This is a genomic window from Streptomyces tagetis, from assembly GCF_018069565.1.
Taxonomy (GTDB): domain Bacteria; phylum Actinomycetota; class Actinomycetes; order Streptomycetales; family Streptomycetaceae; genus Streptomyces; species Streptomyces tagetis.
Genome location: NZ_JAGPNL010000009.1, coordinates 182,803 through 199,221, shown reverse-complemented (window position 1 = coordinate 199,221; position 16,419 = coordinate 182,803). Strand labels below are relative to the sequence as shown.

At 73.8% G+C, this 16,419-nt stretch carries 14 protein-coding genes and 1 other RNA gene; 7 read left to right on the top strand and 8 right to left on the bottom strand.

All coding sequences use genetic code 11. From position 1 onward, the window contains the following. The first annotated feature begins 173 nt into the window (after positions 1 to 173). From J5Y05_RS27095 to J5Y05_RS27085, 3 genes are read left to right on the top strand one after another with little or no spacing between them, the layout of a single operon-like run. Positions 174 to 1,025, top strand: a complete 852-nt coding sequence (locus J5Y05_RS27095; RefSeq protein ID WP_210875717.1) for a Nif3-like dinuclear metal center hexameric protein — start codon at positions 174 to 176, stop codon at positions 1,023 to 1,025. Continuing rightward, positions 1,022 to 1,765 carry a zinc ribbon domain-containing protein gene (locus J5Y05_RS27090; protein ID WP_210875934.1) on the top strand — a complete coding sequence of 248 codons (744 nt, stop codon included), beginning with the start codon at positions 1,022 to 1,024 and terminating at the stop codon, positions 1,763 to 1,765. The genes J5Y05_RS27095 and J5Y05_RS27090 overlap by 4 nt, the downstream gene beginning before the upstream one ends. 11 nt (positions 1,766 to 1,776) lie before the next feature. Next, positions 1,777 to 3,150, top strand: a complete 1,374-nt coding sequence (locus J5Y05_RS27085) for a bifunctional RNase H/acid phosphatase (protein WP_210875716.1) — start codon at positions 1,777 to 1,779, stop codon at positions 3,148 to 3,150. On the opposite strand, the gene eda is transcribed toward J5Y05_RS27085, so the two are convergent. From eda to J5Y05_RS27065, 4 genes are all read right to left on the bottom strand, one after another. Continuing rightward, entirely contained in the window at positions 3,125 to 3,829 is a 705-nt protein-coding gene (gene eda / locus J5Y05_RS27080; protein WP_210875715.1) for a bifunctional 4-hydroxy-2-oxoglutarate aldolase/2-dehydro-3-deoxy-phosphogluconate aldolase, read from the bottom strand. The two genes, J5Y05_RS27085 and eda, sit on opposite strands and share 26 nt — an antisense overlap. A gap of 75 nt (positions 3,830 to 3,904) precedes the next feature. Then, the gene (gene yaaA, locus J5Y05_RS27075; RefSeq protein ID WP_210875714.1) at positions 3,905 to 4,687 is read right to left on the bottom strand and encodes a peroxide stress protein YaaA; all 783 of its coding nucleotides are present in this window, start codon (positions 4,685 to 4,687) and stop codon (positions 3,905 to 3,907) included. A 150-nt stretch (positions 4,688 to 4,837) separates the two neighbouring features. After that, positions 4,838 to 5,437 (bottom strand): hypothetical protein, encoded by a 600-nt coding sequence (locus tag J5Y05_RS27070; RefSeq protein ID WP_210875713.1) that lies wholly within the window; start codon positions 5,435 to 5,437, stop codon positions 4,838 to 4,840. After that, positions 5,434 to 6,198, bottom strand: a complete 765-nt coding sequence (locus tag J5Y05_RS27065) for a MerR family transcriptional regulator (RefSeq protein ID WP_210875712.1) — start codon at positions 6,196 to 6,198, stop codon at positions 5,434 to 5,436. The genes J5Y05_RS27070 and J5Y05_RS27065 overlap by 4 nt, the downstream gene beginning before the upstream one ends. A gap of 246 nt (positions 6,199 to 6,444) precedes the next feature. Between J5Y05_RS27065 and rnpB the strand changes: the two genes are divergently transcribed. Next, positions 6,445 to 6,845: RNase P RNA component class A (gene rnpB, locus J5Y05_RS27060), an RNA gene on the top strand. 445 nt (positions 6,846 to 7,290) lie between these two features. Next, positions 7,291 to 9,432, top strand: a complete 2,142-nt coding sequence (locus J5Y05_RS27055; RefSeq protein ID WP_210875711.1) for a discoidin domain-containing protein — start codon at positions 7,291 to 7,293, stop codon at positions 9,430 to 9,432. Positions 9,433 to 9,590: 158 nt separating this feature from the next. On the opposite strand, the gene J5Y05_RS32340 is transcribed toward J5Y05_RS27055, so the two are convergent. Further along, the gene (locus tag J5Y05_RS32340; protein WP_281730825.1) at positions 9,591 to 9,851 is read right to left on the bottom strand and encodes a hypothetical protein; all 261 of its coding nucleotides are present in this window, start codon (positions 9,849 to 9,851) and stop codon (positions 9,591 to 9,593) included. A gap of 534 nt (positions 9,852 to 10,385) precedes the next feature. Between J5Y05_RS32340 and J5Y05_RS27045 the strand changes: the two genes are divergently transcribed. Then, complete coding sequence (locus tag J5Y05_RS27045; RefSeq protein WP_210875710.1) at positions 10,386 to 11,276, top strand: hypothetical protein; 891 nt, start codon at positions 10,386 to 10,388, stop codon at positions 11,274 to 11,276. A gap of 49 nt (positions 11,277 to 11,325) precedes the next feature. Here the strand turns inward: J5Y05_RS27045 and J5Y05_RS27040 are convergent, their stop codons facing one another. From J5Y05_RS27040 to J5Y05_RS27030, 3 genes are all read right to left on the bottom strand, one after another. Further along, the gene (locus J5Y05_RS27040) at positions 11,326 to 11,865 is read right to left on the bottom strand and encodes a response regulator transcription factor (protein ID WP_210875709.1); all 540 of its coding nucleotides are present in this window, start codon (positions 11,863 to 11,865) and stop codon (positions 11,326 to 11,328) included. 110 nt (positions 11,866 to 11,975) lie between these two features. After that, a complete protein-coding gene (locus J5Y05_RS27035) occupies positions 11,976 to 12,941 on the bottom strand; it encodes a C40 family peptidase (protein ID WP_210875708.1) in 966 nt (321 codons plus the stop codon). Further along, on the bottom strand, positions 12,911 to 14,161 hold the full coding sequence (locus tag J5Y05_RS27030; protein ID WP_210875707.1) for an SPFH domain-containing protein: 1,251 nt from the start codon (positions 14,159 to 14,161) through the stop codon (positions 12,911 to 12,913). The genes J5Y05_RS27035 and J5Y05_RS27030 overlap by 31 nt, the downstream gene beginning before the upstream one ends. 389 nt (positions 14,162 to 14,550) lie before the next feature. Between J5Y05_RS27030 and J5Y05_RS27025 the strand changes: the two genes are divergently transcribed. Next, positions 14,551 to 16,377 carry a sigma-70 family RNA polymerase sigma factor gene (locus J5Y05_RS27025; protein WP_210875706.1) on the top strand — a complete coding sequence of 609 codons (1,827 nt, stop codon included), beginning with the start codon at positions 14,551 to 14,553 and terminating at the stop codon, positions 16,375 to 16,377. The last annotated feature ends 42 nt before the right edge of the window (positions 16,378 to 16,419 follow it).

Genomic DNA, 16,419 nt, shown 5'->3' with positions numbered 1-16,419 from the left:
CGGACGGACGGGGGCTGCGCGGCGGGTGCCCGGCGACCGCGCGCCGGGTGGGCGGCGCGTGGTCGGCTGAGGCGCGGGCGGACGCGGGACCGGGTGCCGGTGGATACGCGGCGGGTACACGGTGGATACGCGGCCGGTACGACGGCGCAGGGCAGCCAGGTAGCCTTGCCTGCGTGCCCCGTCTGTCAGAAGTCATCGCCGCGCTGGAGAACCTGTGGCCCGCCGAGCGGGCCGAGTCCTGGGACGCGGTCGGCACCGTCGTGGGCGACCCCGGCCAGGAGGTCACCCGGGTCCTGTTCGCGGTCGACCCGGTCCAGGAGATCGTCGACGAGGCGGTGAGCCTCGGCGCCGGCCTGCTCGTCACCCACCACCCGCTCTACCTGCGGGGGACCACGACGGTCGCGGCCTCCACCTTCAAGGGCCGGGTCGTGCACACGCTGATCAAGAACGACATCGCCCTGCACGTCGCCCACACCAACGCCGACACCGCCGACCCGGGCGTCTCCGACGCGCTGGCCGGCGCCCTCGACCTGCGCGTCGTACGGCCCCTCGTGCCGGACCCGGGCGACCCGGAGGGCCGCCGCGGACTGGGCCGGATCTGCGAGCTGGACCACCCGCTCACCGTCCGCGAGTTCGCCGACCGCGCCGCCGCACGGCTGCCCGCCACCGCGCAGGGCATCCGCGTCGCCGGCGACCCGGAGGCGACCGTCCGCACCGTCGCCGTCAGCGGCGGCTCCGGCGACAGCCTCTTCGACCACGTACGGGCGGCCGGCGTGGACGCCTTCCTCACCGCCGACCTGCGCCACCACCCCGCCTCCGAGGCCCGCGCCCACAGCCCCCTCGCGCTGTTCGACGCCGCGCACTGGGCCACCGAATGGCCCTGGTGCGAGCTGGCCGCCGCCCAGCTCGACGAGATCTCCGACCGGAGGGGATGGGACCTGAGGGTCCACGTCTCCCGGACGGTCACCGACCCCTGGACCGCCCACGCGGCGTCCGCCGCCACGACCGCAGGAGCCCCCAACTGAACGCCGCGCCCGCCGACCAGATCCGCCTTCTCGACGTCCAGGACCTGGACGTCCGCCTCCAGCAGATCGCGCACAAGCGGCGCTCGCTGCCCGAGCACGCCGAGGTGGAGTCGCTGACCAAGGACCTCGTCCAGCAGCGCGACCTGCTGGTGGCGGCGCAGACCGAGGAGAGCGACTGCGCCCGCGAACAGACCAAGGCCGAACAGGACGTGGACCAGGTGCGCCGCCGCGCCACCCGCGACCAGCAGCGCCTGGACTCCGGCGCGGTCACCTCCCCGAAGGACCTGGAGAGCCTCCAGCGGGAGATCGTCTCCCTCGCCAAGCGCCAGGGCGACCTGGAGGACATCGTCCTGGAGGTGATGGAGCGCCGGGAGTCCGCGCAGGAGCGGGTCGCCGAGCTGACCGACCGGGTCGCCACCGTCCAGGGCCGCATCGACGAGGTCACCGCCCGCCGTGACACCGCCCTCGGCGAACTCGACGCCGAGGCCGCCTCGGTCACCAAGAAGCGCGAGGTCGTCGCCGCCGCGGTCCCGGCCGACCTGATGAAGCTCTACGACCGGCTGCGCGAGCAGCAGGGCGGGGTCGGCGCGGCCAAGCTGTTCCAGCGCACCTGCCAGGGCTGCCGCCAGGAACTGGCGATCACCGAGCTGAGCGAGATCCGCTCGGCCGCCCCGGACACCGTGGTCCGCTGCGAGAACTGCCGCCGCATCCTGGTGCGTACGGCCGACTCCGGGCTGTAGGGGCGTCGCCGGTGCGGGAGTTCGTGGTCGAGGCCGACGGAGGGTCGCGGGGCAACCCGGGACCCGCGGGCTACGGCGCGGTGGTACGGGACGCGGCGACCGGCGAGACGGTGGCCGAGGCCGCCGAGTACCTGGGCGTCGCCACCAACAACGTCGCCGAGTACCGGGGACTGGTGGCCGGGCTGCGCGCCGCGCACGCGCTGGACCCGGCGGCCTCGGTGCACGTACGGATGGACTCCAAGCTCGTCGTCGAGCAGATGTCGGGCCGCTGGAAGGTCAAGCACCCGGCGATGAAGCCGCTCGCGCTGGAGGCGGCGGCCGTCTTCCCGCCCGGCCGGGTCACCTACGAGTGGATTCCCCGCGAGAGCAACCGGCACGCCGACCGACTGGCCAACGAGGCGATGGACGCGGGCGCCCGCGGCGAACAGTGGACACCGGGGGCGGAGGCGTCGGGGACTGCTGGTGCTGCCGGTGCTGCCGGTGCTGACGGTGCTGCCGGGGTTCCTGTGACGCCGGAGGGCGCTGGGGCTTCGGAGGGCGCTGGGACGCCCGATGCCTCGGACACGTCCGGCGCCTCCGTGCCCCCGCCTGCCGCACAGGCCGTTTCCGACACGTCCGGCGCCGAAGACGTACGTACCGACGCCGAAGCCCCTCGTACCGACGCCGATGCCCCCCGTACCGGCGCCGCAGGCACCCGCGCCGAGGCCGACGTGCGCGCCGCGCGGACCGTGGCCACCCCCGGCTGGGGCCCGCCCGACATGGGCGCCCCCGCGACCTTCGTCCTGCTGCGGCACGGAGAGACCCCGCTGACCCCGCAGAAGCGGTTCTCCGGCAGCGGGGGCAGCGACCCGTCCCTGTCGGCGATCGGCCGTGAGCAGGCCGAGCGGGTCGCCGCGAGCCTCGCCCGGCGCGGCACCGTCCAGGCCGTCGTGGCGTCCCCGCTGGCCCGTACCCGTCAGACGGCGGCCGTCGTCGCCGGCCGGCTCGGCCTGGAGGTCGCCGTCGACGAGGGCCTGCGGGAGACCGACTTCGGCGCGTGGGAGGGGCTGACCTTCGCCGAGGTGCGCGAACGCCACCCCGACGACCTCGACGCCTGGCTCTCCTCCCCGAACGCCGAACCGACCGGCGGCGGCGAGAGCTTCGCCGCGACCGGGGCCCGGGTCGCCGCCGCCCGCGACCGGCTCGTGGCGGCGTACGCGGGCCGTACGGTCCTGCTCGTCTCCCACGTGACGCCGATCAAGACCTTCATCCAACTCGCCCTCGGCGCCCCGCCCGAGTCCCTGTTCCGCATGGAACTGTCGGCGGCCTCGCTGTCGGCGGTGGCGTACTACGCCGACGGGGGAGCCAGCGTCCGGCTCTTCAACGACACGTCCCACCTGCGCTGAGCGCCGCCGCCGACCGGGCCAGCGCCTCGACGCGCCCCCAGTCCCGGTCGGCGATGGCGTCCGCCGGGAGCATCCAACTGCCGCCGACACAGCCCACGTTGGGCAGCGCCAGGTACTCCGGCGCGGAGGCCGGGCCGATGCCGCCGGTCGGGCAGAAGCGGGCCTGGGGCAGCGGTCCGGCGAGAGCCCTGAGGTAGGCGGTGCCGCCCGCGGCCTCGGCCGGGAAGAACTTCATCTCCCGCACCCCGCGCTCCAGCAGCGCCACCACCTCCGACGTGGTCGACACCCCCGGCAGGAACGGCACCCCCGACCCGCGCATCGCCGCCAGCAGCGTGTCCGTCCACCCCGGGCTCACCAGGAACCGTGCCCCCGCCGCCACCACCTCGTCCACCTGGTCCGGCTTGACCAGGGTGCCCGCGCCGACCACCGCCTCCGGCACCTCACGGGCGACGGCCCGGATCGCCTCCACCGCGACCGGCGTGCGCAGCGTGACCTCGATGGCGGGCAGACCGCCGGCGACCAGCGCACGCGCCAGCGGCACCGCGTCGGCCAGGTCGTGGACGACCACGACGGGCACCACGGGCGCGAGATCCAGCACGGAGCCGGAGACAGAGCCGGAGGCGGAACCGGACGGGAAAGACGGGGAAGGCGACGCGGACGGGGACAGCGGTGAGGTCATGGCCTCATCGTGCCCGCCGCCCGCACCCCGCGCAAAGGTCGTTGCGTACTCTGCAACGCCCCCTGGGGGCAGGGCTCAGTGGACCTCGTCCACCAGCACGTCCAGCGACCACGGCCGCCCGGCCCGCGCGGGCTCCTCCGCCTCGACCGTGTACCCGAGGTCCCGCAGCGCCGTCACCAGCTCCGCCGGCCCTTCCGGCACGCTGCCCGACTCCAGCAGGCTCCGGACGATCCGGCCCTTGGTCGCCTTGTTGAAGTGGCTGACCACCTTGCGGGTCGGCGCGTGCAGCACCCGTACCGACGCCGTCCGCCCGGCGACCTCGCCCTTCGGCTTCCAGGCCGTCGCGTACGCCGCCGACCGCAGGTCCAGCACCAGCCCGGACCCGGCCGCCTCGGGCAGCACCTCGGCCATCGGCGCCCGCCAGTACGCGCCCAGCGCGCCGAGGCCGGGCAGCCTCACGCCCATCGCGCAGCGGTAGGAGGGGATGCGGTCGGTCACCCGGACCGCGCCCCACAGCCCCGAGAACACCAGCAGGGACCGGGCGGCCCGCCGCCGGGCGGCCGGATCGAGGGACGCCAGGCCCAGGGCGTCGTAGAGGACGCCCGTGTAGACCTCCCCGGCCGGCCGCGCCCCGGCCGCGCGCAGCCCCGCGTTCTTGGCGACCTCGCCGCGCAGCCCCTCGCTCAGCCCGAGCACCTCGCGGGCCTTCTCCTCGTCCCCGGAGCACAGCCCGACCAGCTCGTCGAGGACGGTCTCCCGGGCGGCCGTGAGCCCCGGCAGCGACAACGCCCCGGTCTCCACCGGGGCACCGCGCCCCGACGGCGCCTTCCCCTCCGACGGCGGCAGCAGGACCAGCACACGCACTCCTTCACTCGAAACCCCGGCCAGGGTACGGCGTACGGGCCCCGCGCCCGCCCGGGAGCCGCGCCCCCACCGGCCCGGAGCCGGCCCCGACCGTCCGGGAGCCGCGCCCAGACCCGCCTGGCGAGCCGCCCCGCCCCGCCCGCCCTACGCCGGCTCCACCAGCCCGCTCCGTGCCTCGGTGACGGCTCGTACGAGGGCCCCCGGGTCGTCGGCGTGCAAGCGCACCACCCCGACCTCACGCCGCCGCCCGAGGAACGTCACGTGAGGTACGGGCCCGGCCAGTTCGAGGGTCACGGAGGTCTGCGCGCCCACGACGACGTCCAGTTCGCCGTCGTGCCGCTCGTGGGTGGCGCGCAGCTCGCGCCGTACGGAGACGATCCGCTCCAGCGGGACCACGAGGTCGACGTGGAGCGAACGGCGCACCCGCAGCGTGCCGGCGCCCGGGTCCAGGACGTGCGGGTGGACCACGGAGGAGGCGTGCAGGGCGACGACCAGGACGAGGGTGTACACGTCCAGGACGAGGACGACGTGGTGCGCGGTGGGCCGGTCGCGCAGCAGTACGGAGAGCATCAGGGTCTCGATGACGCAGACGAACCCGAGCCCGGCCATCGGGGCGCCCTGCCCCCGCGCGTACCCGAAGGGGGTCGCGCCCTCGGGCACGGCCGGAGGCCGCCGCGACGCCCACCGTCCAAGGGCCGCGAGCAGCCGCAGCTCGTGCCGGAGCAGCAGCCGCCCGGCGTTCACGGCTCCCACCGCCCGCCGGCGGCGAGCCGCATCGCCTGCCGGATCGCCTCCGCCTGGGCGGGCGCGAAGTCGGCGTAGAAGGCCCGCAGGAAACCGGCCGCACCCCCGGCGCCGGGCTCCGCGTCCGGCAGCTCCCCGGGCAGGAACCCGGCGAGCGCGCGGGCCGCCTCCCCGACCCGGGGATCACCGGGATCGGCGTCGGCCAGCTCGTCCAGCAGGGCGTAGACCCGGCGGACCCGGGCCACCGCCTCCGGCGACCCCAGCGCCTCGCGCAGAGTGCCCACGAGCTGGGCCCGCACCTCGGGGCCGGCCGTCGTGTCCAGCAGCGCCAGCATCTCCCGGTCCCGGGCGGCCATGGGGGAGTCCTCGGCGGCGGGCGCCAGGTCGGCGAAGAGCGCGGCCAGCTCCGGCGACACCGGCCCCTCCGCCGACAGCCCGCCCTCCGTCTCCAGCAACGCCCGCAGCCGCGCCCGGCGCTCCCGGATCGCCGCCTCCTGCCGGGCCAGGTCGGCGTCGAGTTCCGCCAGCACCTCGGCCAGGTCCTTCCCGGCGTCCTCCGCGAGGACGTCCCGCACCTCGGCCAGCCCGAGCCCCAGCTCCGTCAGCCGCCGGACCCGCGCGAGTACGACGACGTGCCGCAGCGTGTACGTCCGGTACCCGTTGGCCAGCCGCTCCGGCTCCGGCAGCAGCCCCTGGTGGTGGTAGTACCGCACCGTCCGCGTGGTGACGCCGACCGCGTCGGCGACCTCTCCGATTCGCATGCTCCCAGTCAAAACGTTGCCGCCACGACAGGGTCAAGCCGACGGGGCCCGGCCCCCGACACCGGCCCACCACGAACGAGGGAACGGCGTCCGGTCTCCCGGACGGCCGGGCGGCGGATGGACGCGCTGCCGCTTCCGGCGCCCTTCGCCTTCGACCTGGACACCGGTGACTTCCTCTGACCCTCCTCCGCCCGCGGGCGCGGGACGGGAGGGGCTGTTGGACCGGTAGCATGGGGGCACGGCAGACGAGCCGGGCGGACGGTCGCGTGGAGCCCCCTGGGGCTTCCCGAGGAACGTCCGGGCTCCACAGGGCAGGGTGGTGGCTAACGGCCACCCGGGGTGACCCGCGGGACAGTGCCACAGAAAGCAGACCGCCGGGGACCTCGGTCCTCGGTAAGGGTGAAACGGTGGTGTAAGAGACCACCAGTGCCCAGGGTGACCTGGGCAGCTAGGTAAACCCCACCCGGAGCAAGGTCAAGAGGAGCACCGTGAAACGTGCTCTGCGCGGACGTTCGAGGGCTGCCCGCCCGAGTCCGCGGGTAGACCGCTGGAGGCCGGCGGCAACGCCGGTCCTAGATGGATGACCGTCACCGGAGGGCCCGCGAGGACCCCCGGGACAGAACCCGGCGTACAGCTCGGCTCGTCTGCCTCTTGGACGTCTTTGGATGTCTCTGCTGTCTCTGATGTTTCTGATGTCTCTGGCCGGGGCGTCTCGGTTCGATCGTGACTTCGAGTCTGTGGTCGATGTCGATCTTCTTCTCCGACGTTCCCCCGCCGACTGCTGCCGCACGCCGCAACGAAACGCGACAACCTGTTGTGCCGGCCGTTACAACGTTGCAAAATGCCGCTACACGTTGCATCCGAGTCGCCCTCTCGTTCGCCGGGCTCGCACCCTCCGGGAGAACCGCATGCGCATCACTCCGACCGGCCCTCGCCGTTTCCGCCTGAGCCGGCGGCCGACGCCGATCCCGCGAACCGGAACAGCACGCTGCTCGGTACTCACGCACTGGCACGAGAACGGCACGGCGTCGGTGCACGTCATCCGCAGCAGCGCCGACAAAGGAATCGGAAGTCTCTTTTGTGGAGGATCAGATGCGTAGACATGTCGGCTCTGCGTCCCGAGTTGCGGCGCTGGCACTGGCGGCAGTGCTGTCGGCAACGGCCTTCGCCGGTCAGACGCCGGGCACTTCCGTCTCCACCGGGTCTCACTCGGCGAAACCCGCAGACCGGGCACCCGATCTCTACCCGCAGGTCGGTAGAGGGACCCACATCCTCGATCACGCCGCTCTCCTCGGCGATGTGCCGGAGCCGGCCTGGTACGACGCGAACATACCGTTCGTCGACCTGCCGGACCGGCAGATCCAGGACACGTACTACTACCGGTGGCGCACCTTCCGAGAGGCGCTCAAATACACGGGCCCCAAGGACGGGTGGATCGTGTCGGAGTTCCTCGGCCCGGTCGGCTACTCGGCGCCCAAGGGTGGCATCGTCGCCGCGGCCGGCCACCACCTCTACGAGGGGCGTTGGCTGCGTGACCACCGGTATCTCGATGACTATGTCGACTACTGGCTTCGGGGGTCGGGATCAGGCCCGAAGCCGGCGACGGAAGAGCTCAACAAGAACACCACCGACTGGTCCCATCAGTACTCGTTCTGGGCTGCGGACGCCGTCGCGGCACGCGCCGCCGTCGACGGCCGGTCAAGTTTTGCCACCGCTCGCCTGCCCGAGCTGATCCAACAGTGGCAGGGCTGGTCCCCACAGCTCGATCGCTCCCTGGGCCTGTATTGGCAGACGCCGGTGTGGGATGCCATGGAATTCACCGCCGGCTCCTACCAAAGCGATGACCCGTACCACGGGGGCGACGGTTTCCGCCCGACGCTGAACGCCTACCAGTACGGCGACGCGCGCGCGATCGCGAAACTGCTGCGGATCAAAGGCGATGGCGGTGCTGCCGCAAAGTTCGACAGCGCGGCCGAATCCCTGAAGGCCAGCCAGGAACGCTGGTTGTGGGACGACTCGGGCAAATTCTACAAGCACGTCATGCGCGACGGAAATCCGGACAGGACGAGGATCGACGACCGAGAGGAGATCGGCTTCGTACCGTGGTACTTCCACATGGCCCCTGCCGAGAACAGTGCGGCCTGGGCGCAGTTGACGGACCCACAAGGGTTCGCGGCACCCTTCGGCCCCACCACGACCGAGCGGCGAAGCCCGTGGTTCATGAAGGACGCCCTGGCAGGCTGCTGCCGCTGGAACGGCCCCAGTTGGCCCTACGCGACCAGCCAGACGCTCACCGCGTTGGCCAACCTGCTGAACGACTACCCGAGCCAGCCCTACGTCGATCGTGACGATTACCTGACGGTGCTGCGGAGCTACGCCCGCACCCAACGCAAGGACGGCGTGCCGTACGTCGCCGAAGCGCATCACCCCGACGAGAACCGGTGGCTGTACGACAGCAAGGGCCACAGCGAGGATTACAACCACTCGACCTTCAACGACAACGTGCTCTCCGGGCTGCTCGGCATCCGGCCACAGATGGGCGACAGTGTCCGCATCGCCCCCCTGGTTCCCGAGGACTGGGATCACTTCGCGGCGGAGAATGTGCCGTACCACGGCCGGAACCTCAGCGTGGTCTGGGACCGCGACGGCAGCCATTACCGCCACGGAGCCGGACTCCGGGTCTGGCTCGACGGCAAGCTCGTGCGCTCGCAGGCCGGCTTGAGCCCTGTGCAGGTGAAGGTCACGACACGCGCCCCGGCGTACCTCCCCACCCTGGTCGACGACTTCGCGAATGTCAGCGGCACCGGCGTTCCCACGGCCCGCGCCTCATACAGCTACAGCGCGGACCCACCCACCAAAGCAATCGATGGCCAAGACTTCCAGCTCGACGTGCCGAGCACCCGCTGGACCTCCTACGGCAGCCCGAACACCTCCGACTGGCTGGAGGTCGACCTCGGTGCCCAACGGCGAATCTCAGACCTGCGGGTGACCTTCTACGACGACGGCGGCGGGGTCAAGGTCCCAACGACCTTCGACCTCGAATACCAGACCGCCGACGGCCAATGGCGAACAATCCCGGGACAACACCGAACACCAGCGAAACCGGCCGCAGGCCAAGTGAACCGGGTCCTCATCGAACCGGCACTGACCATCGACCGCGTCCGGATACTGCCACGCCGCGCCGACGGCGGAGCCGTCGGCATCACCTCGTTCTCGTCCTGGAGAAAACCGTAGGGCTGACCAAGGCTGTCGCTCGATCCCGGCGTTGATCCGTCCGGCCCTTCCCGAGCGGCGGTGGTGGAGGCCGGAGCCACGATGCCGTCCCGGACAGACGACCTCGCCCGGACGGAGAGCCGAGCGGAAGAGGGTGGTGCGCCGCGGGACGTCCCCCGTCAGAGGATTCCCTTCCATGACCATGGTCGCGGGCCGGATCGACCACGTAGACAGTCGATCCGGTGCTGTGCCTGGCTGATCCACTGCGGGTTGCCCGCCGCGTGCCGGGCCGCGTACGTCACCATCCGCAGCTCCCGGGCCCGAGCGAGGACGGGGTAGCCCTCCCACGCCGTCACGTCATGACCGTAGACCGCACAGAACTCGTCGTATTCGCGCATGCTGACGGCGCCCGTGGTCATCGCGCGCACGGCGGTGGACACGAGATCCCACTCCGGGGGCCCCACGGAGAAGCGCTCACGGGTCTGCCGTCCGCCTCGACGGGCTGTTCCACGTCGGCCAGGCGAACAGCCGCGACATTCTCTTGAGCGAGCCAACGCGCGACTCGTACCTCGCGATCCATCATCAGGACCCCGTCGGCCCTGCGGACGATGTTGCCGGGCCAGGCGTCGCCGTGCACGGCCCGGTCGGGTCGCCCTTGGCCATGATCAGTGAGGCCATTTTGGTCCGCGAGATCGCACGGGACCGCTTGTAGGCGTCCGTGTGTCCCTTCACCGCTGTGCCGAATCGACGGGCTGCGCGGACGTCGGCGGATGCCGGGTGGCCGGCCTCCTGCTGGGGAGCGGCTGGTGAGCGGCTGGGGACCGGGTCTCCCCGCAAGGCTGAGCAGCGCGTCGGGCGGGTGTGACGTGGTCTGCGGTGGGTTTCGCGTCATGGGGGTGGGGGGCGGGGCTCTGGGGTTTTGAGGCTTCGGTTTGTTCGGGGCCGCGGGATGCCTACGGGAGGGCGGGGTGGCGGTGAGCGACGTCGGACGGCCGGCGGGGAGGGCCACCTGGGACTGGACCACCTTCCGGCGGGGGATCGCGGTGCGCCCGAGGGCCGCCGTCGCCGAACCGGAGACCGTGCGGCTGCCGCGGCTGGGCCCCGATCCGTTCCCGCACGCACTGTCCACCGGGCCGCCCGTCCTCCCCGTGCCCCCGCCCGAACGGGCCGACCTCGTCCGCCGGGCCCGGCTCGGCGAACCCGGCGCCGTCTACCGGCTCTGCGTGCGCGCCGCCCGGCCGGGACGCAGGATCGTCCGGCGCTACCTCGGGCCCTCGGAGCGCGAGGGGACGGAGACGCTGCTCTTCCACGCCTGCCGCCGCGCCGTCGAGGCGTTGCAGCGTACGGCGCCGGAGGACCGCACCTTCGACTTCGAGCGCGAGGTCCGGGTCGGCGTCCGGCGGGCCGCGGCCGGGCGCGCGCTGCGCCGCGAGGTCACCGGTGGCGGGCCCGGCGCCGAGGAGACGCTGCTCGCGTACGACGTGCTCACCTCGCTCCCCTCGCACCACGCCGACGTGCTGTGGGCGGTCTGCGTGGAGGGCGAACCGCCCGCCCGGCACGGTCCCGGGCCGCTGCGGGCCGGGCTCGACGCCCTCGTCGACGCCTACCTGTGGCGGGGACTGCGCCGCACCGGGCCGGTGGAGGCGCGGGGGAGCCACCTGTCGTACCTGACGGCCGCCTCGCACGTACGGCTCGAACTGACCGCCCGGCGCAACGACGAGGTCCGGGCCCATCTCGGCGGGTGCGCCCTGTGCCGGCTGCTCGCCGCCGAGACCGCGGTCCCCGGCTCCAGCCTGCCGGCGCGGCTGAGGCGGAGGGGGGCCGGGCCGGGTCCGGGCGGGCGGGGGCGTGACGCCCCGCGGTGACACCCCCGCGTGCCCCCCGTGGCAGGGGGCGGCCGGGGCTGTGGCCCCGTCACCGGGAGGTTCCGTTTCCGTTGCCCGTGGCCGGGGTCGCCTCCGGTGGGGCCGGGGCTCTGATGGGGCGGGGTGGGGACGGGCGGGGGCCGCCGGCGGCGCCCGGGGGGCCGGCCGCCGGCGGTGGGTGGGCCGGTGCCCCCGGGTCCCGTACCAGGGCGATGGCGTGGCCCAGGGTGGCCGCCCGGACGCACACGGCGCAGCTCGGCGTGTGCGCCGGGTGGACCCAGCAGGGGCTCCACGCCTGCCGCAGGGCGCGCAGCACCCGCTCCCGGTCGTGGCTCCAGCCCCGGTCGAGGCTCCCGGGCAGATAGCCCCGCTCGATCGCCGCGATGACGGCCGGCGCCCGGCTCCGGACGCCGAACGTCGCGTAGATGGCGCGCAGATGGGTCTGCACCGTGGCCCGGCTGATGCCCAGTTCCTGGGCGATCCGGTCCGCCGTGGCACCGGTCAGCATGAGCCACAACACCTCTTCCTGGCGCCGCGTCAGCTCTCGGGGTGGGGAGGGCTGCGACGGCTGGGGCGGCTGGGTGGGCAAGGGGGCCTCCTCCTCAAGGCGGACGGTGCCGCCGTACCTGCGTGACACTTGAGAGAGGCCCCACCTGCGCACTTATGACGCGGCCGGGGCCGGGCGGCCCGGCGGCCCGGTCAGGGGCGGCCGAACAGGGTGGGCGGGTAGCCGTTCGACAGCGGTGAGATACGGACGTTCTTGCCCGGCCGGGGGGCTTCCACGTAGCGTCCGCCGCCGAGGTAGACGGCGACGTGGTGGACGCCGGACTGGCGGCCGTTGGACGACCAGAAGAGCAGGTCGCCGCGGCGCAGGCTGCTGGACGAGATCTTGGTGGTGGCCCCGTACTGGTCGGAGGCGACCCGCGGCAGCGAGATCCCGGCACGGCGGTACGCCTGCTGCACCAGGCCGGAGCAGTCGTAGCCGGTGGGGCCGTTGCCGCCCCAGATGTACGGCTTGCCCAACTGGGCGAGCGCGTACGTGAGGGCGGGCTCCAGGGAGGCGGTGTTCCCCTTCGGGGGCGCCGGTGTCGCGGGGGCGGTGGTGGTGCCCCCGGTACCCGCCGCGCCCCCCGAGCCCGCGGTGTCGCCGGTGCGCTGGACGTAGACGCTGTGGTGGCTGGTCCAGCGCCACTGGCCGTTGGACCTGAACCAGTACCGCGTGCCGTCCCAGCCCGCGCGGCTCGGCGCCGGGAGCCACGCCTGCTCGGAGGCGGTGGTCCGGGCCGGGGCCCTGACCGGGGCGGGCGCCGGGGCCGCCGCCTTGCCCGTGCCTCCCGCGCCGCCGGTGCGCTGGACGTAGACGCTGTGGTGGCTGGTCCAGCGCCACTGGCCGTTGGACCTGAACCAGTACCGCGTACCGTCCCAGCCCTCACGGCTCGGCGCCGGGAGCGCGCTGGCCGACGTCGTGGTACCGGCCTCGATGCCCACCACGCCCGTGGCGATGGCGAGCAGCGCGCCCGCCGCCCGCGTCCGGCAGACGCGGCCCTGGGCATGCTGCCCGGCGAGCGCGGTCCGTTGTCCCTCTGGCGACGGCCCGGTGCAGAACGCGCACGTCCCGCAGCCGTCGGCGACGTTCAGTTCGACGAACTTCGGTGTTGCGGCCACTGGTTTCCCCATTCCTTCAGGTTCGCGCTCGGGCTGAGCAGCGAAAGCACGAGCAGGCGCAGGAACTCGGCGTCCCGGCCCGAGGGCGCGTCCTCGCCGTCGCCCTCGTCGGCCCTGATCCGGTCCAGGGCCGCGCGGGCGACGTCGACGGCGTCGCCGATGACGGTGGTGCGCAGTTCGGCGTTGAGTTCGGCGTTCCGCAGCCGGTCGATGGCGTCGGCGACCTCGGTGGCGTAGCCGAGGGAGAGCTGCTGGACGGAGTAGACCTCCAGGCCCGCCGGGGCCATCTCGGCGGCCAGCCGCCCGGTGGTCTCCTCGCCGAACCACGTCCCGTCGCGCAGCGTCGGTCCGGGGGTGCCGAACCGGTCGCAGGGCAGCGTCGAGGCGACCTCGGCCACGCTCGCCGCCGCCTGTTCGCGCAGGAACTCCTCGTGGTCCTCGACCGCGAAGACGGCCCGCGCGGTGTCCTTGACCCGCCAGACGATCAGCAGGCCGACGACGACCGGATGGCCGACGCGGTCCACGGCGGGCAGGGCGTCGCCCTGGAAGTGGCGCAGCCGCACGTCCACGCGGTGCCGCCGGGCGAAGGGGTTGACCCACACCAGACCCGCGCGGCGCACCGTGCCCCGGTAGCGGCCCCAGCGGGTCAGGACGACGGCGTGGCCCTCCCTGTTGCGGAGCAGACCGCCCGCCGCGAGCAGCACCACGGCGGCGAGAGCGGTCAGCAGGAGCGGGGACGGTTCGGGCAGCTCCGTCCAACGCCGCACCGCCTGCGGCCTCGTGGCGAGGACGGCGACGGCGCCGCCGCACAGCACGGCGCAGAACAGGGCGAGGGTGCCGGACAGGACCGGCCGGGCCCGGAACTCCCGTACCTCGGACACGGCACCGGCCCGCGGCACCCGTCGGCGCGGCCCGGCGGGCGCCGCCCGCCGCTCCGGCGCGGGGGCCGGGGGCGGGCCCACGCCGGTGCCGGGGACGGGGGTGGGGGTGGGGTCGTACTCACCCGTCTCGTACTCGACTGTGTCGTACTCGTCCGCCCCGTATTCGTCCGTCCCGTAAGGGGGTTCCTGGCCTTCCGGCGTGCCCGGTCCCGGGTCCGGGGCGTGTTCCGGCTCCGGTTCCCGGTCCGGGGCGGGTTCCGGGGCGAGTTCCTTGAACGACGGGTCCGCTACCTGTTCGAGGGGGAAGGGGAAATCGTCGGGGGGCAGAACCGAGTTCACGGGTGCCCGTGGGCGCTCACTCTTCAACCGCGGCTTCCTTTTCACCTGGTGACCCCCGGCCGCGTTGACCGGGCACCGTCCCTGAGGCGCCGGCCCGGGTGCCATGACGCGACGAAGCGTCCGGATCGGCGTGATCTATGCCACGGTTGACGCGCCGTCCAAGAGGGCGCGAAGGAAGAAAGCCCGGGTCAGAGACGTGCCGGCACCTGCGAGGAAGCCATTTCCACGGGTCTGCGGCCAACGTGCTTCATCTCATCATTTCGATGGATGTGCCTGCTTACATCTGTTGACGTGTCAACTTTCCGATTATCTAATGTGTTGCGCACCGATCACCGTCAGTAAGCGCCGTGTCCGGCCGGCCAGGGCCGTACCGGCGCGGTAGAGGATTCATGAGCGACAGCACCGCGTTCCCCCCGCCGGAGCCCGAAGAGTCCGCGGAACCCGGCGATGCCCGGCTCATCGCCGCCGTCCGCGAGGGCGACCAAGCGGCCTACGAGACGCTCTACGCACGGCACCGCAGGGCCGCCGTTCTCTGCGCCCGGCAGTTCGCCACCCGCGAGGCGGACGTCGACGACCTGGTCGCCGAGGCGTTCGCCAACGTCCTGGGCGCGATACGCAAGGGCTCCGGCCCCACCGAGTTCTTCCGCGGCTACCTCGTCCGCACCGTCCGCCACTGCGCCTTCCGCGTCACCCGGCAGCAGCGGCGCACGATCCTCACCGACACGTGGGACGGTCACGACACCGCCGAACCCGTCCGGGACCCGGCGACCGAGGCGTTCGACAACCAGGCCGTCGGCGAGGCATTCCGCTCCCTGCCGGAGCGCTGGCAGGCCGTGCTCTGGCACACCGAGGTCGAGGGCGAGGCCCCGGTGAACGTCGCCCCCCTGCTGGGTCTGCGGCCCAACAGCGTCTCGGCGCTGGCCTACCGGGCCCGCGAGGGCCTGCGCACCGCCTACATCCAGGCCCACATCACCACCACCGCCGACCGGGCCTGCCGCAAGTACGCCGACAAGCTCGGCGCGTTCACCCGCGGCAAGCTCGGCAAGACACAGAGCGCGCAGGTCAGCGAGCACCTGGACACCTGCGCCGACTGCAAGGGCCTCTACCTCGAACTCGCCGACCTCTCCGCGACGATCCGCGCCGCCGTCGCCCCGTTCTTCCTCGGCTCCGCCGCCTCCGCCTACCTGCTGCGCACCGCGGGTTCCGCCGCCGTCCAGCAGGGCGCGGCGCAGGCGGTCCAGGTCCCGGTGCCGACGCCCAAGGTCCCGTGGAAGAACGGCAAGATCCTGGCCTCGTCCGGGGTGGCCGCCGCCGTGGTGGCCGCGGGCTCCCTCGCCCTGGCGCTCACCGCCGGACAGGGCGGGGCTCCCCCGGCCACGCCGCGCGCGTCGGCAGGGGGAGCGCCGCCGCCCGCCTCGGCACCGTCCTTCCCGGCCGCCCGTCCGGTGCCCTCCGACGCGCCGGACGCCGAGCAGGGCGTCGCGGACGAGGGGCCGGTGCCCGACGTGGCGGACAGGGGCGGCCCCGTGGACGCGCCGAAGTCCTCGCCGGAGCCGCCCGAGGAGGGCGCCGGTGCCGTCCCGCCGCCGTCCCCGGGGGAGGAGCCCGCCGACGTCGATCCGCCGGTCGATCCGGAGGCCCCCGCGCCGACGCCGAGCCGCCCGGAACGCCCGGAGCCGTCGCCGTCGCCGTCGGCCGGACCGGCCGAGAGCGCGGAGCCGACGCCGACGCCCGAGCCGACCCCGGAGCCCACGCCGAGCCGGACTTCGAGGCCCACGCCCACGCCCACGCCCAGACCGACGCCCACGCCCACTCCTACGCCCACCCCTTCGCCGTCGCCCGAGCCGTCGCCGACGCCGAAGCCGAGCCCCAAACCCTCGCCCGAGCCGTCGCCGAGCCCGGAGCCGACGCCGGAACCGACCCCGACGCCCGAGCCGTCGCCCACGCCGGAGCCGACCCCGACGCCGAGCCCCGAGCCGACCCCGACGCCCACGCCGACCCCGAGCCCCACGCCGTCGCCGAGCCCGACCGGCGAGTGCCGGCCGTATCCCGGCCACGGCCATGGCCACGGTCGGCCCTGCCGGCCCTGCGACCGGCCCGGCCACCAGGGCTGGTGTCCCTCCGGCCACGCGAACGTCCAGGGCGACGGGCGGTCGCCGTACACGGCCGGCCTGTGGTCGGCGCTGGGTGCCCTCGCCTGGCTGGTGAAACGATAAGTCGGCTCCCGTACAGGGCCGGACCGCCGACGCGTACCCGCG